15 protein-coding genes are annotated in these 26084 nt (G+C 56.6%); 8 read left to right on the top strand and 7 right to left on the bottom strand.

Translation table 11 applies throughout. The features are described 5' to 3' along the window. Positions 1–169 precede the first annotated feature (169 nt). From VN622_16415 to VN622_16405, 3 genes are read right to left on the bottom strand one after another with little or no spacing between them, the layout of a single operon-like run. Entirely contained in the window at positions 170–1159 is a 990-nt protein-coding gene (locus tag VN622_16415) for an FAD binding domain-containing protein (protein HWR37447.1), read from the bottom strand. Further along, positions 1156–3534, bottom strand: coding sequence for a xanthine dehydrogenase family protein molybdopterin-binding subunit (locus tag VN622_16410; GenBank protein ID HWR37446.1), 2379 nt, complete (start codon positions 3532–3534; stop codon positions 1156–1158). Before VN622_16410 ends, VN622_16415 begins: the two co-directional genes overlap by 4 nt. Positions 3535–3537: 3 nt before the next feature. Further along, on the bottom strand, positions 3538–4227 hold the full coding sequence (locus VN622_16405) for a (2Fe-2S)-binding protein (protein HWR37445.1): 690 nt from the start codon (positions 4225–4227) through the stop codon (positions 3538–3540). A 167-nt stretch (positions 4228–4394) separates the two neighbouring features. On the opposite strand from VN622_16405, the gene VN622_16400 reads away from it, so the two are divergent. Next, positions 4395–5456: a glycoside hydrolase family 88 protein gene (locus VN622_16400; GenBank protein HWR37444.1), complete on the top strand. Its 1062-nt coding sequence runs from the start codon at positions 4395–4397 to the stop codon at positions 5454–5456. A gap of 68 nt (positions 5457–5524) precedes the next feature. Next, complete coding sequence (locus VN622_16395) at positions 5525–6901, top strand: alpha-L-fucosidase (protein ID HWR37443.1); 1377 nt, start codon at positions 5525–5527, stop codon at positions 6899–6901. Between the two features lie 118 nt (positions 6902–7019). Here VN622_16395 and VN622_16390 read toward each other — a convergent pair whose 3' ends face one another. Next, positions 7020–8717, bottom strand: coding sequence for a glycosyl hydrolase family 28 protein (locus tag VN622_16390; protein ID HWR37442.1), 1698 nt, complete (start codon positions 8715–8717; stop codon positions 7020–7022). A gap of 96 nt (positions 8718–8813) precedes the next feature. Then, complete coding sequence (locus VN622_16385; protein HWR37441.1) at positions 8814–10178, bottom strand: alpha-L-fucosidase; 1365 nt, start codon at positions 10176–10178, stop codon at positions 8814–8816. Between the two features lie 235 nt (positions 10179–10413). Between VN622_16385 and VN622_16380 the strand changes: the two genes are divergently transcribed. The 6 genes from VN622_16380 to VN622_16355 all read left to right on the top strand — a co-directional run bounded on the left by VN622_16380 (position 10414) and on the right by VN622_16355 (position 22860). Next, complete coding sequence (locus VN622_16380; GenBank protein ID HWR37440.1) at positions 10414–11238, top strand: DeoR/GlpR family DNA-binding transcription regulator; 825 nt, start codon at positions 10414–10416, stop codon at positions 11236–11238. Positions 11239–11450: 212 nt separating this feature from the next. Next, positions 11451–13685 carry an endo-alpha-N-acetylgalactosaminidase family protein gene (locus VN622_16375; GenBank protein ID HWR37439.1) on the top strand — a complete coding sequence of 745 codons (2235 nt, stop codon included), beginning with the start codon at positions 11451–11453 and terminating at the stop codon, positions 13683–13685. Positions 13686–13713: 28 nt separating this feature from the next. Beyond that, entirely contained in the window at positions 13714–15021 is a 1308-nt protein-coding gene (locus tag VN622_16370; GenBank protein ID HWR37438.1) for a glycoside hydrolase family 88 protein, read from the top strand. 193 nt (positions 15022–15214) lie between these two features. Next, the gene (locus VN622_16365) at positions 15215–16828 is read left to right on the top strand and encodes a glycoside hydrolase family 28 protein (GenBank protein ID HWR37437.1); all 1614 of its coding nucleotides are present in this window, start codon (positions 15215–15217) and stop codon (positions 16826–16828) included. A 263-nt stretch (positions 16829–17091) separates the two neighbouring features. Further along, entirely contained in the window at positions 17092–18615 is a 1524-nt protein-coding gene (locus tag VN622_16360) for a glycoside hydrolase family 28 protein (protein ID HWR37436.1), read from the top strand. A gap of 411 nt (positions 18616–19026) precedes the next feature. After that, positions 19027–22860, top strand: a complete 3834-nt coding sequence (locus tag VN622_16355) for a TonB-dependent receptor (protein ID HWR37435.1) — start codon at positions 19027–19029, stop codon at positions 22858–22860. A 505-nt stretch (positions 22861–23365) separates the two neighbouring features. On the opposite strand, the gene VN622_16350 is transcribed toward VN622_16355, so the two are convergent. Together VN622_16350 and uxaC are read right to left on the bottom strand one after the other, a co-directional pair. Next, on the bottom strand, positions 23366–24475 hold the full coding sequence (locus VN622_16350; GenBank protein HWR37434.1) for a DUF4861 domain-containing protein: 1110 nt from the start codon (positions 24473–24475) through the stop codon (positions 23366–23368). A gap of 160 nt (positions 24476–24635) precedes the next feature. Continuing rightward, entirely contained in the window at positions 24636–26075 is a 1440-nt protein-coding gene (gene uxaC / locus VN622_16345; protein HWR37433.1) for a glucuronate isomerase, read from the bottom strand. Between the last annotated feature and the right edge of the window lie 9 nt (positions 26076–26084).

Below are 26084 nucleotides of genomic sequence, written 5' to 3'. Positions count from 1 at the left end.
CTATGCAGTTCTGCGTGTGCCCACACCAGCACAGGCCGTCGTTGGTGGGCGGAACGGAGGGATCTCGTTCCGCCAATATAAACATGCCCTTCCACCGCAGTGAGGGGCAAAGGTCCGGGCGGTTCTTATCGAAGCGGTCGGAATCGCAAAGCATGGAAACTTTGTTCTCCTATGCCACCGGAAGTCCGGCAGCCTTCATGATCGCGCGCTTTACGGCGGTCCGTGCGCACTGAATCTTGTGGCCGTTTTGGCCGAGGCTCTTTGCCTTCTGGACCGCAGCGCTGGCCGCGGCAAAGATCGTCTGTTCGTTGAGCGGCTTGCCTGCGAGGACGGCCTCTGCTTCTGTCGAGATCCACGGAATCGGAGCCACATGTCCCATTGCTACACGAGCGGATTGCACAGTATTGCCATTCATCCGAAGCACGACAGCAGCAGTAGCAAGCGGCCAATCGAAAGCATGCTTCTGTCTTACCTCGTAGACGGCCGCCTTTGTGTTCGCTGCCGCCGGGGGGATGTTGATTTCCGTAAGCACTTCGCCGGGCGTCAGGGCGTGCTCGACATCTTCTCTCTGCTTCGGAATGCGGTAGAGGTCCTGAAGCGGGGTGATTCGCCGCTTGCCATTGTTCCCGAGGATCGTGACCTTCGCATCGTACGCGATCAGAGCGGGAGCAATGGTCGACGGCGAAACAAAGTAGGCAGGGCCGTCGTTTCCGAGAATGGCGTGATACCGGTTGTCGCCCTTCAACACGAGTGATTCACCAGTGCTATCCAGTGCCAGCAGGCCGAAGCCGCTGCGGAAATACCAGCAACGCGGCCGCTGGAGAAGGTTTCCGCCAATCGTGGCCATGTTGCGTATCTGAGGACTTGCTGCCTCGTCCAATGCCTCAGCCAGTGCAGGGTACGATGTGCGAATTATCGCGTTATCGGCCAGGTCTTGCAGGCGAGCGAGGGCGCCAATGCGCAACCCTCCCTTACTCGATGCGACGCCTTCGAGCCCCTCGATACTTTTAATGTTGACGAGGCGCTTCGGTTCGACCACCGCGCCCTTTATCAGCGCAAGCAAGTCCGTACCACCGGCCAGAATAGCGCCTTTCCCGCGTTCTAGCAGGACCGAGACTTGGTTCACATCGACAGGACTCGCGTATTCGAAAGCCTTCATGCTTGTGTCCTCTCCAGCGCCGCAAGTACGCGTTCGGGCGTGAGTGGGATCATGCCGACGCGGACGCCAATAGCGTTGGCGACGGCATTCGAGATTGCAGCGGCAGGCGAGATCACAGGCGGCTCGCCAAGCCCAATGACGCCGCGCTCATCGTAGCCCTTGCCGGTCATCATGTGGACGGCCAATTCAGGGATGTCGCCAATGCCAGCCAGTCGATAGAACTCCAAATTCGGGTTCAGCATGCGCCCCGTGTTTGGATCGTGGATCTTTTCTTCATACAGAGCCGAGCTGATGCCCATAATCAGCGCACCGTTAATTTGCGACTCTGCGGTCTCGAGGTCCACGATCAGGCCGCAGTCCTGCACGGCTACCATCTTCTTCACGCGCACGATGCCGGTTTCCGTGTCCACTGTGACTTCAGCCATCTGTACGCCGGCTACTCCCGCATTTGTCAGGTCGGGGAGCTTGCTACGATCCGGATTTACGCCACGTATCGTCAGTGGCACGGGACCGATCTTCTGGCAGGCTTGCTTCCACGTCAGCTTGCGCGAGGGTGCAGCCTTCACGTAGATCGCGCCGTCAGCAATATCGAGTTCTTCTGGTTTGGCCTCGAGTGCCGGGGCAACGCGTTCCAGCAGCGCAGCACGGGCGTCCACTGCCGCGCGCCGGGTCGCCGCACTGACTCCGCCGATCGTGGTGGAACCGCCGGAAGTCCCAGATACCGGGTACTTGTTATCGCCAATGAGAAGACTTAACTGACTCATTGGGACACCGAGCGTATCGGCGGCGACCATCAGGATGCAGGTTCGAGTGCCGGTGCCAAGGTCCTGTGTGCCCGTCTTGATCTCAACAGCGCCATCAGGATGGATTGTAAGGTCGCACTCGGAGCGGTGACCGCGTCCACCCCATGTGTGTAATGAGAGCCCAAGCCCGCGTTTGACTGTGCTCTTGTCTTTCGAATTCACTTCTCGTGAGCGCCACTTGGATTTCCATCCCATGAGGTCGGCAGCAATTCCAAACTCCTCGCTGTAATTCGCCGAGCGTGCGCCGGTCATGTCGATGTTCTTCAGGAAGAAATCGAGTGGGTCCATGTGCAGAGCAGCAGCCAGGTCGTCCAACGCCGACATGGTAATGAGCGCTGCCTGCGGATGGTTCGGAGCACGCCATGCGCGCGCCGGGCCAATATGGTTCACGACTGCCGTGTGCTGGACTCGCCTGTTGGGGATTTCAAACACGTAGGGAAGAGGCGGAGATCCGCCACCGCCTGGTCCGCCAGTGCCCCATCCAAAGGATTGCCACGCGACAATCGCGCCATCCTTTTGAGCAGCGATCTTGACGCGAGCGTAAGCGGAGGGACGCGCGCCCGCGACTTGCAGTTCGCGATCGCGATCGAGCATTAGGCGGACGGGCTTGCCGCCCGCCATGCGCGAAAGTTCCGCATTCACAATTCCCCAGCGGTCGGGACCGAACTTGCTGCCGAACCCGCCACCCATGTGGTCCTGGTGGACGTGAATCTTGTCGGCGCTAATCTTCAATGGACCGGCCATCTGGGGAGCAATGCCGGACACGTTCTGCGTGGATATGAAGACGTTGAGACTATCTTTATCCGGCCACTCGCAAACCGTACCGTGTGCCTCCATGCAGCAGTGGGCGATGACAGACGCGCCGTAGACGCCCTCGGAAACAACAACCCCGTCCTGCTTGAACGCGGAATCCGGAGTACCCTCCACTTGCGCCGGCGACTGCTTGTAGAAGCTTGGCTGCTTAGGGACTGCGGGCTTCTCCGTGGCGCCCTTTATGGCGTTCAAAACAGCCGGTGCCACGCCGAACCCAGCCATGGTTTTCAGCATGTCTTCTGTCGGTTGGAAACTGATCCCGTTCGTCGCGACGTACGCGATGATCTCGCCATCCGGCGTTTGGTTCTCGAACATCCCCCGCAAGTCTTCTACAGAGGCTGGACCGGACGTGCTCGCGATGTTTGCCGGTGGTTCATGATCAGAGACGAGGTGCGGAAGTACTTCGTACTCCACCTTGATTGCATCGATCGCCCGATCGACGATTCTCTCGCTGTCGGCAGCAACGGCGACGATTTCATCACCGGCCCAGAAGATTTCCGTCCCGGGCTTCTGGATTATGTACACGGCACGAACGCCTGCAATTTTCTCCGCTGCGCTTGTGTCGAGCGCTGTGATGCGTGCGTGCGCGTGGGGACAGCCCAGCATGCGTGCATAAATCATGCCTGCCGGATGCTGATCGTACGTGTATTTTGCCGCGCCGGCCGCTTTGATCGCGCCGTCAACGCGAGTGACACGCTTGCCAATAAGTTTGCGCTCGGGGGCGTCGGGCCAGGAATAGGGTGTTCTAGTCGGAGGCATCCGTTACTTCCCCCTCTTCTTATTAATATCTGCTGCGGAATGCGAAGCCACACTCGCAAGCGCCGCCTTTAATCCCTTGTAGGTTCCACAGCGGCAATAGTTACCGCTGAGGCCTTGAATCACTTGTTCCGGTGTGGGCTTGGGGTTCCGATCCAGCAGGGCCTTGGAAGCCATCACGAAACCGGGAGTGCAGAACCCGCACTGTTGCGCGTCGTGTTGCACGAATGCCTGCTGTATCGGGTCCAACTTCCAGCCTTCCAGAGATACGTGGCCGCCTCTCGCTCCCGCGCCCTCCTGCAAAACCAGTGACTCGACGGTCTTGATCTTTTTGCCTTGCGCATCGATTGCGAGAGTCTGGCAAGCGTACACGGCCCGCCCGTCCATAATTACGGTGCATGCGCCGCATTCGCCGCGATCACAGACGCGCTTGGCTCCCGTCAGGTTGAACCGGTCGCGCAAGGCATCGAGCAGCGTTGTGCTCGGTTCAAGATCGGCGGACAATTTCTTGCCATTCACTTCCAGCGTCACCGGCACTTTGCCCGGTCCGTACACCGGAACTTCTTTCCCCCCGATTGCCACCATCCGGGGACCGGCGATTTGAACGGCCGCAGTCGCGGCACCCAATTTCAGAAAGCTTCGACGCGATAGGCCGAGCCCAGTCTCGTCGTTCAGCTTGAAATCTTCGTCACTCATTCGTTTGCCTCAGCAAAAACTCAAGTTGCATTCCACTGGAGCGATGGTGCAGCATTCAGAAGTAATTTGGAAATTTCTGTTCACATTAGGATACATTGATGTTCCGGATTCCACTACTCTGAAATCGCGAAAGAACAGGCCATATGCGGAGACATTTCCAAGTACTAATGTTCCTGATTGTAGGACTAATTCTGCTGAATTCCCAACTCGTCACAGCCCAGCAAAAGCACTTCACCAACTGGCCTGATGGTACAGCACCGGAAGAGGTTGGCAAACGTGTTGCGGAGCACTTTGTCACAAGCCCGCATATGTGGCCGAAGCAGATCGGTTATCCCGAGACCTGTTCCTGGTACGGCGGCATGACCTTCGCAGAACTAACTGGCGACAAACAACTCGCCGCGGGATTGATCAAGCGCTTCGATCCGCTCTTCACAGAGCCGGAATCCAGGCTCATCCCTAAGTCTCGTCACGTGGATGCTTCCGTGTTCGGCGCCTTGCCGCTCCAGATGTACATGTACACAAAGGAGCAGAAATATCTCGAGATGGGACAGGCAATTGCCGACCGCCAGTGGGAGGAGCCAACTCCTGACGGATTGACCAAGGAGACGCGCTTCTGGATCGATGACATGTATATGATCACGGCTCTTCAGGTACAGGCGTATCGGGCCACTGGGGACAAGAAATATCTCGACCGGGCAGCGTTGGAGATGTCTGTGTACCTCGACAAGCTTCAGCAGCCAAATGGCCTGTTCTATCACGCACCCGATGTGCCATTTTTCTGGGGACGCGGAAACGGCTGGGTCGCGGCAGGAATGGCGGAGTTGTTGCGCTCCCTCCCGGCAGACCATCCCAGGCGCGCCCGAATCATGAGCGGCTATCAAAAGATGATGAAGTCGCTTTTGGACTTCCAGGGAAAGGATGGCATGTGGCGGCAGTTGATCGACAAGCCGGAATCCTGGCCTGAAACATCCAGCACGGGCATGTTTACGTTCGCGATGATTACCGGCGTCAAGAGCGGCTGGCTGGATGAAGACACCTACGGCCTTGCGGCGCGAACCGGATGGCTGGCACTGGTCGGTTACATCGACCAGAACTCGGACGTCACCAACGTTTGCGAAGGGACCAACAAGAAGAACGACATGGGTTATTACCTCGCGCGCAAGCGGAGAACAGGCGATTTTCACGGCCAAGCGCCCGTCTTATGGTGCGCGTCGGCTCTGCTGCGGTAAGCGTGAATTCCAGGTTGTAACGCCTGTCAGGTTCTGAAATCCAGTTTTACAAAGGTTCGGAGGAAGTGATGATTAGGTTCGTAAAAGCTCTACTTTTTGTCGTAATACTAAGCCTGTGTGCCATCGGCCAGAATGCCGCTACGCCGGTCGATACTGGCGACGCTCATGCTGACCGTTCGCTTATAAAGCTTGATCCTGTGGAAGAAGTGGCCAAGCGCATGGAATGGTTTAATGATGCGCGTTTCGGCATGTTCATTCATTGGGGGCTCTACTCCCAAAACGGTTGTCAGTACAACGGGAAGGACGGCAAGACCGAGCACATGATGCGGCACTTGCAGATACCTCTCCGCGAGTACGAGAAGATCGCCGATGAGTTCGACCCCGAAAAGTTCAACGCCGATGAATGGGTGCGCATCGCGAAGGACGCTGGGATGAAGTACATGGTGATAACGTCCAAGCACCATGACGGCTTTGCGATGTTCAACAGCAAGTCCTCGAACTATAACATTGTGATCCGAACGCCGTTTGCGCGTGACCCCATCCAGGAACTGGCGGATGCGGCGCGCCGGCAGGGGCTTAAGTTCGGTGTTTATTACTCGCTCGGGCGTGACTGGCAAGATCCTGATGTGCCTACCCGCGACGGCTATCGAAGCAACACGTGGGATTATCCGGACGAGAGCAAGAAAGATTTTACGAAATACTTCGAGCGCAAGGTCAAGCCGCAGATCAAGGAACTGCTAACGCAGTATCAGCCGAGCATCTTGTGGTTCGACACGCCTGAAAAAATATCCCGCGCGCAGAGCGAAGAACTTCTCCGCCTGGTGCACAGCCTACAGCCGAACACCATTGTCAACCAGCGTGTTGGGAACCGGATGGGCGACTATCGAGTAGCGGAACAGAATATCCCGGAAGGCGGCTATCCCGATCCATGGGAAACCTGCATGACTCTGAACCGGCATTGGGGATACTACTTGGGCGACGAAAACTGGAAGCCCACTGAAACACTCGTTCGCAATCTGATCGATATCGCCAGCAAGAGCGGCAACTTCCTTCTCAATGTAGGACCAACGGGCGAAGGCCTAATTCCCGCGGGCTCGGTGGAGCGGCTGAAGGAAATCGGCAGCTGGATGAAGGTGAATGGCGAGTCCATCTATGGAACTGCCGGCAGCCCGTTCAAGCAGTTGGACTGGGGACGGTGCACGAAGAAAGTTTCGGGCGACAGCACCACGCTCTATCTCCATGTATTCGACTGGCCCAAAGATGGAAAACTGCTCGTGCCTGGTTTGAGGAACACTATAGAATCCGCCACGTTGCTGGCAGACGGGAAGAGACTCCAGTCCGCTGCGAGCGACGGTGGTGTAGTCCTGAGTTTGCCCGCAACTGCACCGGACAAGATCTCCTCAACCGTTGTCCTGAAGTTCAAAGGCGCGCCGGTAATTAAGTAAAAGAGAGCAGAACAGAGTGAAGCACGGCCAGCACGGCGGCGCTGAAGTTGAACAGCCCAGACTTGATCATCCGATGAGATGAGTAGTCTGGGCTTTGTTTTTCATCCTGTTTCGACGCCTACGAACGCAGCTTTACAGCCTCTTCCTTCGCTCCCGCCGCGAACGCCAAAGGCTTTGCCGCCTTTGACAGGTCTCCTCCGTCGATCGTGATCCCGCCGCTTGCCGCACCTTCTACCTGGAGGAATACGGACGCCGGTGAAATCAGCCGGCTGGCACTCAGCAGGACATCTCGGCTCCCGATAAAGCGCAGCAAGGATTCCGCTTCACGGTTTCCCTGCGCGCTGAACCCGCTCACCGCAACATCCTCGACAGTATCGAACACCATTGCTGGCCGCAGTTCAGGTGCGCTCACCTCGAACCGAATATTGTTGAGCGTGAGCCCTTTGACGTTGCGCGCAAACAGGGCATACGCCGGATATACCCCGGCCTGGTAGTATTCGCCCGCCACCTTCGGCACATCTCGCACGGCCGCGTCCTCGGCTGTCCCGCCACCAGCGAATGTTACATGAACATCATTGAAACTGACGTTCTCAATGAATCCGTCGTTCATCCCGTTCAGAGCCATGCACGACTTAATCTCGCCAGGGTTGTACCCGCTGCGGAATGGGACGTCTGGAAGCTGAAACGGCACAACCACCGTGGCGTGAATTCCACTGAAGGAAATGTTGCGAACGATACCCGGCTTCTCAGGCGTCGTCGTCTCTGGTGCGGGACGATCAGCCCTTCGCGGTTGTGGACCGAGGCCGATGGAGATTGGACCCGTCACGTTCTTCATTACCAGGTTGGAAAAAGAAATGTTCTCGAAGCGTGACCCCGAAGAGCAGCGCAGTTTGATTGGACAGCCGAACGTGTCGTAGATGAGGCAGTTGGATACGGTGATGTTTTCCGCCTCACCGCCGCCGAACCGAAATACCGACCACCGTGTACTGAACGAGCAATTTGTAACCGTTATGAATTTGCAACTGCCGAACAGGGCACAGGCGTCATCCTGGCATTCCACGGTGCAGTTGCTGAGGTGTACGTGCTCGGCACTAACGAAGTGAAACCCGTCGTTGTTACTATTCACCCGGTTGTGGATGTGAATGCCGTCCAGGTTCACGTACTTGGACTTAATAATGCGTACCGAATGAAATGCGCAGGCGGTCAGGAAAATATCCCGCACCGCAAGATGCTCGCAACGGTAAAACAGCATGTGGTACGGGCGACGGCTGCCGCCAATTCCCGACGGAGGCGGCACTCCCTTGCTCGGGCTACGGAACTGAGCGCCCTGCCCGTCGATCGTGCCCGGGCCCTCAATGCGCACGTTCCGGGCATTGACAGCAAAGATCAGCGCAACGTTTCCATCATTGAGCGTGTGGTCTCCGGTTAGCGGGATGGCATCAATGGCGTGGTACTGTCTGCCATCGGCGCTGCCCAGCAGTTTTCCTCCAGCCGAGATGTGCAGCGTTACGTTGCTCTTCATCTCGACCGTTCCGATAACGAACACACCGGCGGGCACCAGGACGGTCCCGCCTTGTTCCTTTGCGCAGATATCGATGGCCGCCTGGAGCGCAGCCGTGTCGAGTGTGGCTCCGTCGCCTTTCGCGCCGAAGTCCCGAATGTTGTAAGTGCGCACGCCAAGCGTGTTCCCCGCCGCACCCGCCTTAGGCGACTGCGCCGCCGCGGTCACCGCGAGCAAGCCCGTGCCCAACGAGGCCGTCGCCGCAGCGCCCATCCACTTCCTTCTGGATAACAAACGATCATCTGAACTGGCCATGGCCCATCCTTGAAAATGTACGTGAACAAAAATTTTGCGTGAAGAAGGCGGGGTTGGCCCCGCCTTCTCAGATTGCATTCAGTTGTGAGCGGTCGGCTAGGTGCCGACACCTTCGCGAGGCCGTCCGTTGCGGACAAAGTACTGGTCCTGCATCGGTTCGGACTCGCACTCGAGAGCGATCGTAGTGACTGGGTGATCGGGTGCTTCTTTTGGAAGACCGGTGAAGCGAACGCGGAACTTGTCCTGCTCGAAACTGACCGGTTTCCCTGTGGACAGCAATTTTGCCGAAGTCACCTTCGTCAACAGACCGCTTACCGCAACGTAGTCTCCGGGCCAGAAATGGACGTGCATGTAGAGCGTGTTGCCCTTGCGCGTGAAGCTGGCGTAGTTGGAGCGACGCACCTGGCAAGGATCGGAACCGTAGATAGCATCGCCGTTCTTGGATACCCATTGGCCGACTTCGGTCAGAATGCGTACCGATTCTTCGGGGATTGAGCCATCCGGTTTCGGTCCGATGTTCAGCAAATAGTTGCCGCCATCGCGTACGCACGAGACAAGATTACGAACTACCTGCTGGGGAGTTTTCCATGCATTGTCCCCGGGCTGATAACCCCAACTGTCGTTCAGGGTCATGCAGGCTTCCCACGGACGCGTTTCAGCGGTGATCTTCTGTTCAGGTGTGGCGAAGTCGCCCGGCAACCTGTTTCGGTTGTTGACGATGATGCCAGGCTGAAGTTTGAACACCATTTCGTTCATGCGCTCGGATTCCCACTCATCGGCACTGAGCGGCCACGAAACGTCGTACCAGAGGATGTCGACCTTTCCGTAATTCGTCATCAGTTCGCGGATGAGGCCGTGACTGTATTCCACAAACCGTTTCCGGGCCGATTCATCTTGTTTGCAGCGCGCGCCGTCCGGGTGGTGCCAATCCATCAGTGAGTAATAGAAGCCGACGCGAAGTCCCTCGGCGCGGGCTGCATCCACGTATTCACGTACGAGATCGCGTCCCGGCGCCTGTTTCGTAGAGCAGAAGTTCGTCAGTTTTGTGTCGAAGTTGCAGTAGCCTTCATGGTGCTTGGTGGTCATCACCATGTACTTCATCCCGGCTTGCTTTGCCAGCTTTGCCCAGGCACGGGCTGCATTGGGATTCGGATTGAAGCGATGAGCGAGCTGCTCATAATCCTTCACCGGAATGCCTTCGTTCTCCATCGCCCATTCGTGCCGGCCGAGAACGCTGTACAGGCCCCAGTGAATGAACATGCCAAACCGTGCCTCATTCCACCACCGCATTCGTTCGGGGATGGCCGTGGCGATAGGTTTGGGGTAGGGCTTATCGCTCGGAGTTGCCGCTTGAGTAGCGGGTTGGGCCTGCAGCGCTGAGAGGGCCGGAGTGGCCGCCAGTGCAACCAGCGAAGCTCCTGTACCCTTCAGCAGATCGCGCCTCGTAAAGTTGTCGCTCATTTCAGAGTCTCCATTCAAGAAACAGAAAGACGGATTTGTCGGTGACCTCAATGCCGTACGCGCCGAAGCAGGGTGAAAGCTGTTACTGCGTGACGCGCTTCAGCAGAGGCACAAATGTCCCTGACTTGGAAGAACGTGAACCGTTCAACAAAATAGTGCAAAAGCGTTCACATCTCAATCAGGAAAATTCAAACCTCCATTCCGGTCTTGAACACTGGGTGCTATAATTTTTCGAATGAGACCTGCCGAACGCAAACTGAAGGTCAAGGAATTCTTTGCAAAGGAAGAAGAATTCATCGATCTGAACGAACTTTGTAAAAGGCTAAACGCCTCCCGTTCAAGTATTCGCCGGGACCTGATCGAACTCGAACAGGAAGGCCTGGTGCGCAGGGTCCATGGTGGCGCTATCTCCCTTCAGGTACGGGACGAGATCCTGGATTTTGGACGACTCTCCAGCAGCTGCCAGGAAGAGAAGGTACAGATCGGCAAGGTCGCCGCACGACTGATTGAAGATGGACAAACGGTGCTGCTCGGTGGCGGCTCCACTGTCGTCGAAGTCGCTCGCAACCTGTTTGATCGTCCTATCCAGGTCATTACGAATTCGATCCCAGTGGCGCAAATTTTCTGGGACTGCAAACGCGTCGAGGTGACTTTGACAGGCGGGTACGTGTATCCGCGGCTCGGCGTCCAACTGGGGCCCATTTGCGAACGAATGCTCAGTAGTATCGCTGCCGACGTACTGATCATGGGAGTGCGCGGGATTACGGAAGCAGGTATCAGCGATACCAATACGCTCATCGTCGAGTCGATCAGGTCGATGATCAAGGCGGCAAGGAAAGTCATCATCGTGGCTGATCACTCGAAGTTTGGCCGCGATGCGATGGTTCATGTTGCGGACCTAGAGGACATCGATCTGGTTGTTTCCGACGACGGGCTCGCTCCGGAGTACAGGGAAATGCTTCGCAAAAACGGTGTCGACTTTCTGGTCGCATCCGACGCAAGCAGCGCAATGTCATCAGAATTGCGATCTGTCGCTCAACCCTCCGCCCGTGCGCGGTGAATCGCACTTCTCTGAATCTGCCCTAGGGCCAAATGCATGTGAGGACGTGGTTCGTTAACTACCACGTCCTCTTCCTTTCTCTGTTCTGATCTCTCCCTTGTGCCTGCCGTTTCTTTGTTCCTAAACCAACTGACATATCGGTCTCTGTTGTTTTGTGAACAGTTGTGGACTAATATGTCCACCAAACTCTCAATTTTTCGGAGAACACTTTCATGCGTCGTCGCGCCTTCCTGCGGTTAAGTGGTTGTGGCCTGCTTGGCTGGGCTTCAGGTTCGCTGCCGTTGCTGTCTGCCGAATCGAATGCGCTGGCGAGCAAGGCTGCGGAACCTGTAGTTCTTTCATCAGCCCAACTCCAGATCGTGCTCGATGGCCAGCGCGGCGTGCCGTTCGAGTATCGCCTCTCCAACGGTGCGCGGCTCAGGGGCGACCAGTCTTCAGGGCGCGTCGCGGTCGCGATCTGTCAACGTGCGCAATGGAAGTTCACGAACCTGGAGATTGTCCCGGAAAAGGTCAAAGCTACCCAGCAGCAGGCTGATTTCCGATATCGCGCGATGGATCAAGGCAAGCTCGCAGGCAGCTTCATGCTTAGATACATGCTCGATGCCGCGACTCTCCATGTCACCCTGGAAGACGTTCAAGAACAAAACGGCTATGAACTGATCGATGTAAAGCTGCCGCGACTCGTAACGGTGTGCGAGGAAGACGGTGATGGCTGGCTGGCACACGGCGATGACGGTGGCAATCTCGCGCAGCTCAGCAAAGCGAAACCCGGTGTGCTCCGCCGAAACTCGTTCTGGGGCAATGTGCTGAGTACGCTGCCTGTTGTGATGGTGGGTACTGACCGCGCTCTCTGCGCCCAGGAAGTCACCGCCTTCATGGATGGCACCGAGCTGCACGTCGATGGCGAGCAAGGCCGCCGTCGGGTGTCGCTGGGCACAACAAAGACGTTCCGCGTGAATGGGCGGGATTGCTACGACATGAACTTGGGGAAGGAAGTTCCGTGCGTCGCCGGAAACTCGCGAACCCCGAATCTTATTGTTGGACAGAAATCCAGCTGCCGATTGGACTTCATTGCCGCCCGGCCTGGGGCAACTGTGGACTGGTTGGACGGCGCCAAACTCGTGCGGAACCGAATCGCGAAGAGTCCGACCGAATACTACGACAATCGATTCGTGTACGGAATCCGCTGCGACGAGCCGACCTGGGAAAAACCTCTATCCACATTTCAGGAATGTGAGCAGTTGATTCAGGAAGTCGCGGCCCTCACAGATAACTGGGCGCAAGTAGTTCACCTGTGGGGCTGGCAATATCGCGGTAAGGACACCGGCTATCCGGCAATCGACGAAGTCGACGAGAGGATCGGCGGCTATGACGGGCTGATGAAACTAATGAGCGCCGGGCGCGAGCGTAACTGCACCGTCACCTTCTCGGACAACTACGACGACGCGTATCGCAGCAGCCCAGCATGGAATCCGGACCTGATTGCGCGGCGGCCCGATCAGGAGCTTTGGAAGAGCCGCAATTGGACGGGCGAAGATTCCTACATTCTCGGCATGGCGAAATACGTCAAGGCCGCTGGACTTGCGCGCGTCGATCGCACTTGCGAAAAATATAAGCTGCGCGAAACGACGCACGTTGATGTGCTGTCGTATTTCGCCGTTCGCAACGACTGGGACACGGCGAACCCGGCGAGCGGATACAAGAACCTGGTGGAAGGCCGTTACAAGATCCTCGAACAGTTCGCCAAGCATGGCGTGGACGTGAGCTCGGAAACGGTGCGGTATCCGTTTATCGGAAAGGTCAGTTTCTACTGGACGATGCCCAACCCCCAGCCTTGCCCTTTTGACGGCAAGCCGATTCCGATGCTGCCAACCATCTACCGCCAGAGTGGAGTCTGGGGATTCGGCCTAAAAGGCGAGTTGCTGGACCGGTTGCTGCAGGTTTTCTTCTACAATGCAGCGCCGCACGTAATGTTTCATGCCGCCACCGACCGGCGCCAGATTACCGACCTCTTCTATTTCGCGATGGCGCCCTGGTTCAGGATTCACAAGCGCAACGTCGAGGGCTACAGGCGCGAAGGTGACCGTACCGTAATCGACCTGGAGGGGAATTCCCGCGTCGACATCAACTGGAAAGCGAAGACATATGCGATTTTTGCGGACGGAGCGGAGATAGCGCGCACTTTCGCCACGTTCTGTCCAATGGGCGACGATCGCATTGCTTTCTACGCCCAGCAATCCGGCGAGTTGTCTGCTGCGCTCCCATCTGGGTGGAGGACGGAAAAGATTGCGGCCTTCGCGCTCTTCACCGGCCAAGCCGAACGGGTTGATCACCGCGTCGAGAGCGGGAAAGTGGTCGTGCAAGTCCCTGCGGGACGGCCGGTTCTTGTGTATCGGGACGGAGAACAAGCGAGGGCGCATCTTGCAGCCCGCGATGGAAATTCATAACAGGCAAGGTCCTGCCGGAGGGCATGGGATGAGTTCGTGGAAGCCACGTTGGTTAGTGTTGTCATTTCTACTCTTAACTGTAAGCTACGCAGCCGGCTCCGCGTTCCAGGGACAGCAGGCACAAGCGGTGGAGAACGCCACTGCGGGTGCTGTGGTCGCAGTTGTTGGCGGCAGCGGGGTAAATTCCGCGAAAGCGCCGATCAGCTCTGACCTATCCACAGCGTTGGTCGAGTCCACTATGCAGCGTTATCCCGGACCCAAAGAATTGGGCTCGTGGGGGTACGCGAAGTCTCTCTACCTATTTGGCCAGTATCTCGTTTTCAAAAGGACAGAAGACCCTCGCTACCTAAGCTACATCAAGAACTGGATCGATTCGCATGTGGATGAGAACGGCAAGATCGACCGCGGCATGAATGCACTCGATTACATGCTGCCCGGCAACCTTCTGCTGGTTCTCTACAAAGAGACAGGCGAACCGAAGTACAAGATTGCCGCGGAATCAATCCGCCAGCGCTTCGATACGTATCCTCGAACAAAGGATGGCGGGTTGTGGCACGCGACGAGCCGTCAACATCAGTTGTGGGCCGATGGCTTGTTCATGTCCATGCCATTTCTCGTTCGTTATGGCCAGATATTCGGCGACAGCAAGTACGCCAATGACGAGGCCGCAAATCAGCTACTAATCTATGCGAGCCACTTGCGCGATCCTCGGACTGGGTTGTTCTACCACGCTTACGACGAATCCGGCGCCCAGAAATGGGCGAACCCGACCACCCACCGTGCTTCCGAATTCTGGTGCCGTGCCATGGGATGGTACGCAATGGCCCTGGTCGATGTGCTCGAGGTGTTGCCGAAAGACCACCCGAAGCGAGCCGAAGTGCTCGCAACACTTCAGGAGTTTGTGAAGTCGATTGCGCGATATCAAGATAGCAAGACAGGGTTGTGGTACCAGGTAATCGATCAGGGGGCAGACCCCAACAACTGGTTGGAGACGTCGAGTTCCAGCATGTTCACCTATGTGATATCGCTGTCCGTGGAGCGGGGCTATGTCAGCCAAAAGTACGCGAAAGTCGCTTCCAAAGGATACCGTGGCGTGATGACGAAACTGACGTTCGGCGAGGATGGACTCACGAATATCAGCGACATCTGCGAAGGTACGAACGTCTCGGATCGCGCTTACTACTTCGGCCGCAAACGCCCGGTGAACGATTTCCACGGTCTTGGAGCGTTTCTGCTAATGAACGAGCACGCCATGACCGCGAAGTCCTCGATCGAGTTGGACGGCCGCGAGGCAAAGACAAAAAAGAAAGGCGTACTTTCGAAGCTGGCGAAGTAACACACTCTCTGTGAGGGGGCGTGCTTCAGCGCGTCTCAGAGTGACCCGATATAGATTTTTTTCTGCAGCGTGTCTGCTGCAGTCCAAGTCAGCGAAGCTGATTGGTTCTTAACCTTGAGGTGAGCGTTTCAGCGCCCCTCTGTACTTCTTAACCTTCCTAACCACAGAACCACGACAGAGGAATAGGCAAGCGATGAGTCAACGCCGCAAGTTCATCCAACACCTCGCGACCGGGTTAGCAGTAGCCGTTCCCGCCGCAGCTTTCGCCGCCAGTCCGTTCGGCGGCGCCACCAGTGCGCCACGCACCGTAAAAGGACAGAAATCGACGCCAAATTACATCTTCAACGTGGTTGATTACGGCGCCGTCCCCGACGGCAAGACACTGTCCACGAAAGCGATACAGAATGCAGTGGATGACTGCGGCAAGGCAGGCGGAGGCAAAGTCCTTGTCACGCCCGGAGTCTTTTTAAGCGGCCCGATCTTCCTGCGCAGCAATGTCGAATTCGAGATTCTTGCCGGGGCCACCATCCTCGCCAGCCCCAACTTCGACGATTACCCGACCATCCAGGGCCGATGGGAGGGAAATGACCGAACCATCTTCGCATCATTGTTCACCGGACTGGATCTTGAGAACATTTCCATTACCGGTCGCGGAACGATCGACGGCCAGGGGCCAATCTGGTGGGAAGCAAACCGCAAAACGAATCAGCTCCGCAAGCAGGCTGGCATCACCGAGCGCGAACCTGAGAATCCTCCGGGGTCGCCGCTGAAATGGCCGCGTCCACGCATGATCAACCTGTACCGCTGCAAGAACATCCTCGTGAGCGGCATCACCGTGCGGCAGTCGCCATCGTGGAACGTTCACCCCGTCCTTTGCGAAAACATCAATATCGACGGCATCACGATTCTCAATCCGAACCGCGCCCCGAACACCGACGGCATTGACCCGGAATCGTGCAAAGACGTGCGCATTTCCAACTGCTACATCAGCACCGGCGACGATTGCATCATCCTGAAGTCCGGGTATCGCTACCGGGAAGGTGGCGTTCCGACTGAAAATGTAACCATCACCAACTGTGTGTTCAAGGATGGATGGGCCGGCGTCGGCATTGGCAGCGAGACTGCGGGCGGTATTCGCAACGTGGTTGCCAGCAATTGCGTTTGCATCGGCACGCGTATGGGCTTCTATCTCAAGACCGCTCGCGGGCGCGGCAACGTCATCGAAAACGTCAGCGTGTCCAACTGGATTATGCGCGACCTCAGCCGCACCGCTCTGTATATCTCGATGTTCTACAGCGGCGAGCGGCGACTGATGCCGGTGAACGAGTTTACTCCCACGATCCGCAACATACATCTCAGCGACATCGTGGTGGACGGCGCACAACGCGCGGGTCTTGTAGAAGGCCTTCCTGAACGCGCCATTGAAGACGTCTCCATCCGCAACGTCACTGTCACATCGGCAAAGCAGGGATTTGTTTGCTCCAGCGCGAACGGCCTGCGATTCGAGAACGTGTCCGCGAATGCGGAGGAGACACCTGCCCTGGGCGCTACGAACGTACGCGAACTTGAGATTTCCCGCTTCACCTCGAAAAAGCCCCATCCGCAGCAACCCGTCATTCAACTCTCAGGAGTGGAGGATGCTGTACTTCAGTCCTGCACTGCGGCCCCGGGAACTGTGACGTTCCTGGAGATCACTGGCAACAACAACCAGGGAATTACCCTCTTCTCGAATCGCCTGGCGAAGTCGAGCAAGAGCGTCGCGTTTACCAATGGCGCTTCCGAAGCTGTTTTGGAAAAGCTCACTTAAATTCATCCAGATCCTCCGGGTTGCGGGAAAGAACCTTCGCACCCCGGAGGACTTCGACAGATGACTCTTGCCACACAGCACCACCAGCTCTGAATAAAACTCTCCACAATCAATCATAGTGATTCATAGTTGTGCTAATCGTGGCAAGGTCGTTGGTATAATCCAGTCGTTCTCAGCCGCGTAAACCAGTTTGTTGGTGCAGTTCTAGTTGGCTTCCGCGCGCCTGTTGAAGTGCTTAGTTTCCCAGAACCCAAGGAGGGAAGATGATCAAGCGTGCTGGAATTTTCTTTTTCATATTGCTGGCGCTAGTCTCCGTCGTCAGCGCGCAGACGCGGCCACCAGTTTTCGACGTTAAGGCGTACGGTGCGGCAGCTGACGGAAAGACGCTCGACACCGCGGCGATCAACAAGGCTATCGATGCCGCCAATGCGGCGGGTGGCGGAACTGTTTTCTTCTCGGCCGGAACCTATCTTTCCGGCTCGATTCATCTGAAAAGCAACATTACGCTCTATCTCGATCAGGGCGCCGTAATCGAAGCAACCTCCGATCCCGAGGCTTACGACCCTATTGAAGAGAGCCAGAAGCAGTGGGACAAGTACCAGGATTTCGGTCACACCTACTTTCACAATAGCCTGATCTGGGGCGAGAACGTGCATGACGTGGCGATCCTCGGCCCCGGCATGATTTACGGCAAGGGCCTGACCCGCACGGCCAACAAGCGCGTAGGTAATAAAGCCATCTCACTGAAGTTTGCGCGCAACGTCATAATCCGCGACATTTCCATGTTGATGGGCGGCCACTTCGCCATCCTCGCCACCGGCGTAGACAACCTGACGATCGATAACATAAAGATCGACACCAACCGCGACGGAATCGATATCGATTCCTGCCGCCACGTGCGCATCTCGAACGTGTCCGTTAACTCGCCGTGGGATGACGCAATCGTGCTGAAAGGGTCACACGCGCTCGGCTTTGCCCGTGATACCGAAGACGTGACGATCACCAACTGCGAAGTGAGCGGGTTTGAGAATGGCACGTTCCTAAACGGCACCTATAAGAAGAGCGGACCGCCGCCCGAGCGCAACGGTCCGACTGGCCGGATTAAGATTGGCACGGAATCCGAAGGTGCATTCCGCAATATCACGATCTCCAATTGCGTCTTTGACTACTCCCGCGGCCTCGCTTTAGAGACCGTGGACGGCGCCGAGATCTCAGACGTCAGTATCAGCAACATCACCATGCGCGACATCTCGAATGCTCCTATCTACATCCGCCTGGGCGCCCGTATGCGCGCTCCTGAAGGCGTACCGGTAGGAACGTTGCACCGCGTGAATATCAGTAACATCGTTGTTTACGACGCGGATCCTCGCTACGGTTCGATGATCATGGGCATCCCGGGACACGACATCGAAGACGTAAAACTGAGCAACATCCGTATTTACCAAAGAGGCGGTGGCACCAAGGAACAGGCCGCCATCATTCCTCCGGAAAAAGAGAAAGAGTACCCCGAGCCGTATCGCCACGGCGAAATGCCGTCGTATGGCTTCTTCATCCGGCACGTCAAGGGCATCGAATTTACGAATGTGGAGGTCAGCACTATCACCCCTGACCTTCGCCCAGCGTTTGTCCTCCACAACGTGAAGGACGCCGATTTCAACCTGGTGAAAGCGCAGCAGGCGCCCGGAGTCCCGACATTCTCATTGCAGGATGTAGACGGGTTCACCCTCTTTCACAGCGGGTCACTGCCCGACTTGAAGTTGGGTAGCGTGAAGCAAAAGCAGTTCTAAAGTGATCGACCTTTATGGCTTGAAGTGTCAAAGGCACCGCCGACGTCTCGTCGGTGGTGCCCTTTTTTACGCGACGCTTACGCATCCCCCGTTCGCCTAGATAGGGTAAGTCAGCGACTGAGTAAAGAATCGCTTCTTTAGGTTCAGCTCCCGAGTTATTGTTCCAAGGCCCAATTCGAAAATAAGTTTTCACGATGTGAACCGTTTAGAATTTTTTTGGTTGCATTGTGAAACTTTGCGGTTTAACTTAGCCGCGGCTTATTCCAAGCTGTTCGTCTCTAATGTTGTGAAACTCGGCAATGTTTGTCGTTGCCGACGGTAGTGTTCTGCGTGGGTGACGTCCGGAGTTGCTATCAAGGCCTAGAGAGCGACCCGAGATGCCCGCGTGAAGTGTTTGGAGGAGATAGCGCTATGAAGCATCGGCTTTACTGTATCCTCGCGGTGCTGGCGAGTTTCTTAATGATTGCCAGTATCGCTTTCGCGCAGACGTCCAGCGGCGAAATCAGAGGCCGAGTCGTTGACCCAGGAAATGCTGTCGTGGTCAATGCCCGCGTCACTTTAACAAGTCAATCCACCGGCGATACGCGCAAGACTCAAACGAATGGTACGGGCGATTTTGTATTCGTGGCCGTGCAGCCGGGTACATTCGCAATCATCATCGAGGCGCCCGGCTTTAAGCAATCCGAGAAGCGGGAACTGAAGCTGAGCGCATCAGACCGCTTGTCCGCAGGTACGATTGTCCTGGAGGTCGGCGCAGTTTCACAAACGGTCAGCGTCGAGGCTGAGGCCACAACCGTTCAAGTGGACAGTTCGGAACGCTCCGCATTGATCGACAGCAAGGAAATGTCCACCTTGATGAGCTTGGGACGTGATCCTCTGGCTCTTCTCCGAATTCTCCCTGGTGTGGTTAAGGACGACAACGGTTCTAACGGATTCGGCACCCAGGGCGCCGGAACCATCGCGGGTGTCCGCGAGAGCAGCAACGCCGTCAGCATCGATGGTGTGAACGGCAATCCGAGAGGCGACGGAAACAAGCTGGATACGCCGGTTGCCATGGATGCTGTCGCCGAAGTCAAAGTTGTTCTGAACAGCTATCAGGCCGAGTATGGCCAGAGCGCCGGCGCGATCATCAACATGACGACCAAGTCCGGCACCCAGGACTTTCATGGCGCCGCCTACTACTATGGCCGCAATGAGGCGTTAAACGCCAACAGTTGGTTAAACAATTACGAAGGCACGCCCAGGCAGAGGTACCGCTACAACACATACGGATGGAACGTTGGCGGTCCAATTTTCGTGCCGAACAAGTTCAATAGCAAGAAGGACAAGCTCTTCTTCTTCTACTCGCAGGAGAAGTGGCCTACAAAAGGAAGCACCGGCCCTCAAAGATACTTGATGCCGACTGCCGCCGAGCGCAAGGGCGACTTCTCGAAGACCTACGATTTCAAAGGGAACAAGGTATACGTTCGCGATCCACTGCTGAGCGGGACATGCAGCGCAAGCAACCAGGCTGCCTGTTTCCCCGGCAACATTATTCCGACCGACCGGATTAATCTCAACACCCAGAAGGTCATGAATGTCTTCCCCCTGCCCAACATTGACTGCGTGATCAATGGCGCAGGCGGAGGGACACCATGTCCGCTAACCAACGGTACCAGTGGCGACCCGTACAACTACGAAATCACCGGACCTAGAGAGGACCCGTCGGACCAGATCCTGTTGAGACTCGATTACAACCTCAGCAGCAAATGGAAGATGTACTTCCGCGGAATGAGAATCAACAGGGAGAACCGCGGACTTAACTCCACCACCAATAAGCACCAATGGGGCATTCCCACTTATTACTCAACGCCATCGAAGAATGCCGGAATTAACGTGACCTATATCGCAAGCCCTACCCTGGTAAACGAATTCACGGTTGGGTATGCGAGCTGGGCAGAACAACAGGGTTTCGATGTCGCCGCGGATGTTGAAAAACTGTCGAGGAGCGCTCTTGGCGTTACCCTGGGCCAGAACAATCCGGACCAGAACCCTTTGAACCTGCTACCCAGAATTACGGGCATGAGCAGCGGCGGTTCAAGTGGTACTTTCCAGTTGAAGAGGGCTCCCGAAATCAACTTTGATAATCGCTTCCCGATGGACAATTCCACCGGCACGTGGGAGATCACAGACGGGTTGACTAAAGTCTGGAACAATCACACGTTCAAAGGTGGAGTTTACTTCCAGCTCGGCAACTACACTCAGCGCCACATTGGCTCCGTATTCAGCGGAAACTTCAATTTTGGCGCGAACAGCTCCAGCCCGTACGATACCCAGTACGCATATTCCAACCTGCTGCTGGGCAGCTACGGCTCCTACCAGGAGGGCTCGAACATCGTCAACTATGCTCCTCGCTGGCACATCCTCGAGTGGTACGGGCAGGATAGCTGGAGGGTAAAGTCAAACCTCACGGTGAGCTACGGAATACGCTTCACTTATGACCTGCCAACTGAGTTGCAGTCTGGGATGGGTGCCGGCTTCGTTCCGGACCGGTACGATCCGTCGCAGGCTCCGAATTTGTATAAGCCGGTAGCCTACAACAGTCTGTCCGCCACTGCGAAAACAGCCTGCAAAGGCCTTTCTCGTTCCACCCCAAGCCGCTGTGCACAGAACCCGAACAACCCCGCAGACATCAAGTCTGATGCGTTCATCGGCACATTCGTGAATCCGTTTAACTATAGCGGTACGGTGATCAATACCGATCCGAGCTATCCGAGCTCTCTGCGCTACGGCAACGGAGTGCTCCTTGCGCCTCGTTTTGGTGTTTCTTGGGATCCTTTCAAGGATGGGAAGACCGCGATCCGCCTAGGCGCGGGCCTTTACTACAACACCCGCGAGGGCGGCGGCACTGTGGGTGACTACTCGCTTATAGCTCCCCTCGTAACGAATGCTTCAGTCGGTTTTGGCCAGATTACGCAGGAGTCCTTCAAGCCTGGCTGCGGATCAGACGGTAGTTGTTACGGTACTGCGACGAAAGTAAATGCCGGCCCGGTTGACACTAGGATTCTGCAGCCGAATCGAGCCGTCGAATCCACACTAGGCGTCAATCTCGGAGTCCAGCGCAACATCGGGTTCAGTACAGTAGTCGATGTGGCTTACGTCGGTACCTTCGGACGGCACCTCAACCAGCAAGTTAACCTGAACGCAATTCCGTATGGGGCCCAGTTCGATCCCAACGCTGCGTATGGTACGGCGTGGAACCCCGCGTGGATTGATCCATCCCAGACGAGTAAGAACTGCTACTTCGGAAAGGCTGCCAGCGGAAGCGATCTGTATTGCCAGCCGAAGCTTCTGAGCGACAACTATTTCCGGGCATATCCTGGCTACGGTGCCGTCAATCTCCGGGATTATGGAGCAACCTCCAACTACAACGCCCTTCAGACGTCAGTCAACCGTCGCTTTACCAAGGGATTGCAGTTCGGAGCCTCGTACACCTGGTCCAAGGTGCTCACCTATATGGACACGGTGAACGGCTCGGTCGCCAACTTCCAGGATCGCAAGTTCTGGAATTACGGTTTGGCCGACTTCGATCGCTCCCACAACTTCGTCTTCCACTGGACTGCGAATCTGCCGAAGGCCAGCAGTCTTTGGAATAACAAAGTGTTGAAGGCGATCGGCGACAATTGGGAATGGTCGGGTATCGCGCAATTCCAGACCGGCGAACCTCTCAGAGTTGACGATAGCGGTGCAGCCAACCTTACTGGCGGCGGCGATGGTGCGCGTCCTCTGCTCTTCGGCGATCCGTATGCGCCGAAGGATCAGATCCACGACACCCTGCAGTTCATCAACCCGAACGTGTGGTTCCTGCCGTGCGCGCCAGGGATGTCCACTGAGGCAATTGCAGTGGCGAATTGCAAGGAAGTGGGATTCCTGCCGACACCTAATACCTACGGCATGACCCGCCTCAATATTGGCCGCGGCCCCGGAATCAACAATTGGGACATGGCGTTGCAGAAGAACATCCCGATCCGCGAACAGATGAAGTTCACCATCCGCGTCGAGGCGTACAACGTCTTCAACCATGTCTCATTTAACAGTGTAGATATGGCTCTGCCTTTCGACACCAGCAGCTCCTGCCAGACAAGCGGTTTGAACGGCGCCAACGGTTGCGGACAGGTGAAATCGCCCGCTACCGCTACCTTTGGTCAGGTTGATGGCGAACGCGGCGCGCGCAGATTGCAGCTATCTGCACGCTTCACGTTCTAAGGTCAGCAAGGCATAAGTTGCCTCCATGCCGCCGCTCCAGTAGCAGCCAATAGGCTGCTGCTGGAGCGGCGTTTCCTTTTCGGCAATACGATTAGAAAAATCCTTCGACCCCGCGACTGAGTCGCTCCGCCCGGGAAGACAAGGAGCTACTGAGCTACTGAGCTACTGAGTCGCTGAACTACAGGAAGCCGTGTCCTCCTGAGCTGTAGCACGGGGGAAGTGCTTCTGCGGGGCTACAAGCACTTGCAGAGAAAAACTTGAAGCTGGAAAATTGGCGTCACGGAACAACGAGAGCTTCCAGCATACTTTTTCAGAGCCTGTGAAGCACGCGGAGGTAAGCCGTCGTTGTATCCGGGATTCGCTAACCCAGACCGCAGTGCTGTTTTTGCAAGGCTCGGCTTGGCAGGTTTGAAAGGGGACGGCTTCAGCGGGCCATTACCCATTACTAGGGAAGGGATGGGGGAATCAGATATGATCCCCCACGGTTGAGAATGGACCGATGCGCCTATTGTGCGCTCAGCGTGACTTGAACCGGTGGCTTCAGCCTGGTGGCGTAGTTCTCGACGTGGCGGTCCCAGTCTTCCACTGTAGGGAAGTGAGCTTTGCTCCAACCGAAGCCGGCGTAGTAGACGGCCGTATTGCCGGGAAGCGCCTTCCCAGTAATCAGGAAATTGGCCTTGTCCTCCGTGAAGCTGAGGACGTTGGCGGGATCAATGATGATCGCGCAACCGAGTTGGCCGTTTTCCTTAAGCGACTCCCACGTGCGTAGTGCGCCCTGCTCGCGCAGCGTCGAACTAGCGGTGCCGAGGCCCTTCTTGATACCTACGGCGTACGTAAGCGTCTGCGGGTCGCCAGCGACGACTCTATAACGCGACTCGAATCGGGAGAACTGGTGCCCAGCATCGAGCGTGATGCGCTTCACCTCCGAGACGCGAACGCCGCCTGCATCCCAGCTCTCGTACGTAAGTTCAAAAATCACCCGAATGGGCCCGTTGGCCAGTACACGCGACCCGCGGAAGTTTGCTGAAGGATAGAGTCGTCCACCGGACCAGATGCCGCTTCCGCCGCAACCGCGACTGGGCCCGGCCGAATAGAAGTCCCCGCCCTGGCCGTGGTCGCGATGATAGTCGTCCACCATGTACCATGCGTCGATCACCAGCCCAGGGCCACGCTTTGTCCACACATCGACAGCACTACTTGTGAGGGGCTCCTGCGCCCAGGTTTCAAGCGCCGCGCCATACATACGGTGAGCAATCCGGTCGTTCTCCCAGGCGAAATCATCACGCCGCTCCCGCACGAACCGGCCATAAGCTTTGAAGTCTTCGCGGCGCGGAACCTGACGCTCACCCGTGCTCAAGACAAATTTGCGCGTCTCGCCGGGCGCCAAGTCAGTCTGAAAAATAAGTTCCTCAAAAGTTCCATCGTCGTCTGTATCGACTGCCTGAATCAGAAGCTCCTTTCCGGAAGCTTCGTCACGCACGTGTACGCGCCTGACATCTTTCAGACCTAACATTCCGCGTAGTTGTTCCGCATCCAGCACGATGGTCTCACTCGTCCGAGTGACGCTGGCGGGATTGCGCACGGTTACAGTGGCAGCGGGAGGAGCCGCTGCCACTGAGGCCGTCGCACAGAATAGAGCGAAAGCAATAAGAACGGGCCGTAAAGGCACTCTCATGATTCTCCCGTTTCAAAGGTTCATTCAGCCTGTGACTAAACACCTTCGAAACTGAACGACAGTTCTTTAGTACTCCTGCATGACTCGTGAGCCAAGAACCTTATTTGGGCGCGGCCACAGCCTGCATATCCGCACTTTTCTCCGCAACATTTAGACCCAAGTATTGTTTCGCGTTCTTGTAGCAGATATTGCGGACGAGGCTGCCGATCATGGCGTCGTCATTCGGCAGTTCGCCAAGTTGCATGTTCGAGCCGAGCAGGTTGCACAAGACGCGACGGAAGTACTCATGCCGCGGGTATGACATGAAAGAGCGCGAATCGGTCAACATTCCGATAAAGCGCGACAGCAAGCCGACATTCGACAAGGCGTTGAGCTGAAGTTCCATGCCTTCTTTCTGATCAAGGAACCACCAGCCGCTGCCGAACTGGATCTTCCCGGCAATCGATCCGTCCTGGAAGTTGCCGATCATCGCGGCGATAACGTAGTCGTCGGCGGGATTTAGGTTGTAGATAATCGTTTTGGGTAACGCGCCATCACTGTTAAGGCGATCCAGATACGCGCCGAGCAGGTCGGCCTGGGGCCAGTCGCCAATCGAGTCGAACCCGGTGTCCGGCCCAAGAGCCGTCATCATGCGGGCGTTATTATTTCGCCGCGCTCCCAGGTGCAACTGCTTGGTCCAGCCCTTTTCTGCATCGAGGTGGCCGAAGAACAGCATCATGAAAGAAGCAAACTGCTCTCGTTCTCGCGCATCGATCGTGGCTCCGCTTCGTACTCGCTCGAAGATGGCACCGGCCGTTGTTTCGGAGCAGAAGTCGGCATAGCAATGGCTCAAGCCGTGGTCAGAAAGCCGACAGCCCATCTGGTGGAAATAGTCGTGCCGCTGACGCAGAGCAGCAAGCAGGTCACTGAGCCGCGAGATGTTTATGTTTGCAGCTGCCGAGAGCCGGTCAACCCAGGCGTTGAACTGTTCCGGGTCGCCGGCGTTGAGCGCTTTGTCCGGACGAAACGTAGGGAACACGCGCGTTGACAGGGGCGACGCGGCGAGCTGGCGGTGAGCCGAAAGATCGTCCGTCGGATCATCCGTGGTGCATACCGCCTTGACATTGAATTTTCTCAGAATGTCGTGGGCTCGCAGACTGCCCAGCAGCGAGTTCGCTCTCTCCCAGACAGCTGGTGCGCTGCGTTCGTCGAGCAGATCGTCGATCCCGAAGTAGCGCTTCAACTCCAGGTGAGTCCAGTGATACAGCGGGTTTCGCAGTGTCTGGGGGACGGTCCGTGCCCATGCCATGAACTTATCGAACGGCTCGGCATCGCCCGTGCAGTACCGCTCGGCCACGCCGTTCGTGCGCATAGCGCGCCACTTGTAGTGATCGCCATCGAGCCAGATCGCAGTCAGGGTATCGAAGCGACGGTCTTCCGCAATCTCTCGCGGAGAGAGGTGGCAATGGTAGTCAAGGATCGGTTCTGATGCAGCATAGGTGTGATAAAGACGGTTGGCCTGCTCCGAGTGCAGCAGGAAATCATCGTGGATGAATGGCATTGCGAATCC

The sequence above is a fragment of the Clostridia bacterium genome (assembly GCA_035561135.1).
Classification (GTDB): Bacteria; Acidobacteriota; Terriglobia; order Terriglobales; family Acidobacteriaceae; genus DATMYA01.
Note: the sequence above shows the minus strand (reverse complement) of the source record. Positions and strands in the feature narration are given on the sequence as shown.

Coding starts and splice junctions, on each gene's coding strand:
- VN622_16415 (HWR37447.1), bottom strand. CDS start 1,159: ATGAAGGCTTTCGAATACGCGAGTCCTGTCGATGTGAACCAAGTCTCG.
- VN622_16370 (HWR37438.1), top strand. CDS start 13,714: ATGAGTTCGTGGAAGCCACGTTGGTTAGTGTTGTCATTTCTACTCTTA.
- VN622_16360 (HWR37436.1), top strand. CDS start 17,092: ATGATCAAGCGTGCTGGAATTTTCTTTTTCATATTGCTGGCGCTAGTC.
- VN622_16405 (HWR37445.1), bottom strand. CDS start 4,227: ATGAGTGACGAAGATTTCAAGCTGAACGACGAGACTGGGCTCGGCCTA.
- uxaC (HWR37433.1), bottom strand. CDS start 26,075: ATGCCATTCATCCACGATGATTTCCTGCTGCACTCGGAGCAGGCCAAC.
- VN622_16380 (HWR37440.1), top strand. CDS start 10,414: ATGAGACCTGCCGAACGCAAACTGAAGGTCAAGGAATTCTTTGCAAAG.
- VN622_16385 (HWR37441.1), bottom strand. CDS start 10,178: ATGAGCGACAACTTTACGAGGCGCGATCTGCTGAAGGGTACAGGAGCT.
- VN622_16365 (HWR37437.1), top strand. CDS start 15,215: ATGAGTCAACGCCGCAAGTTCATCCAACACCTCGCGACCGGGTTAGCA.
- VN622_16400 (HWR37444.1), top strand. CDS start 4,395: ATGTTCCTGATTGTAGGACTAATTCTGCTGAATTCCCAACTCGTCACA.
- VN622_16395 (HWR37443.1), top strand. CDS start 5,525: ATGATTAGGTTCGTAAAAGCTCTACTTTTTGTCGTAATACTAAGCCTG.
- VN622_16355 (HWR37435.1), top strand. CDS start 19,027: ATGAAGCATCGGCTTTACTGTATCCTCGCGGTGCTGGCGAGTTTCTTA.
- VN622_16375 (HWR37439.1), top strand. CDS start 11,451: ATGCGTCGTCGCGCCTTCCTGCGGTTAAGTGGTTGTGGCCTGCTTGGC.
- VN622_16410 (HWR37446.1), bottom strand. CDS start 3,534: ATGCCTCCGACTAGAACACCCTATTCCTGGCCCGACGCCCCCGAGCGC.
- VN622_16390 (HWR37442.1), bottom strand. CDS start 8,717: ATGGCCAGTTCAGATGATCGTTTGTTATCCAGAAGGAAGTGGATGGGC.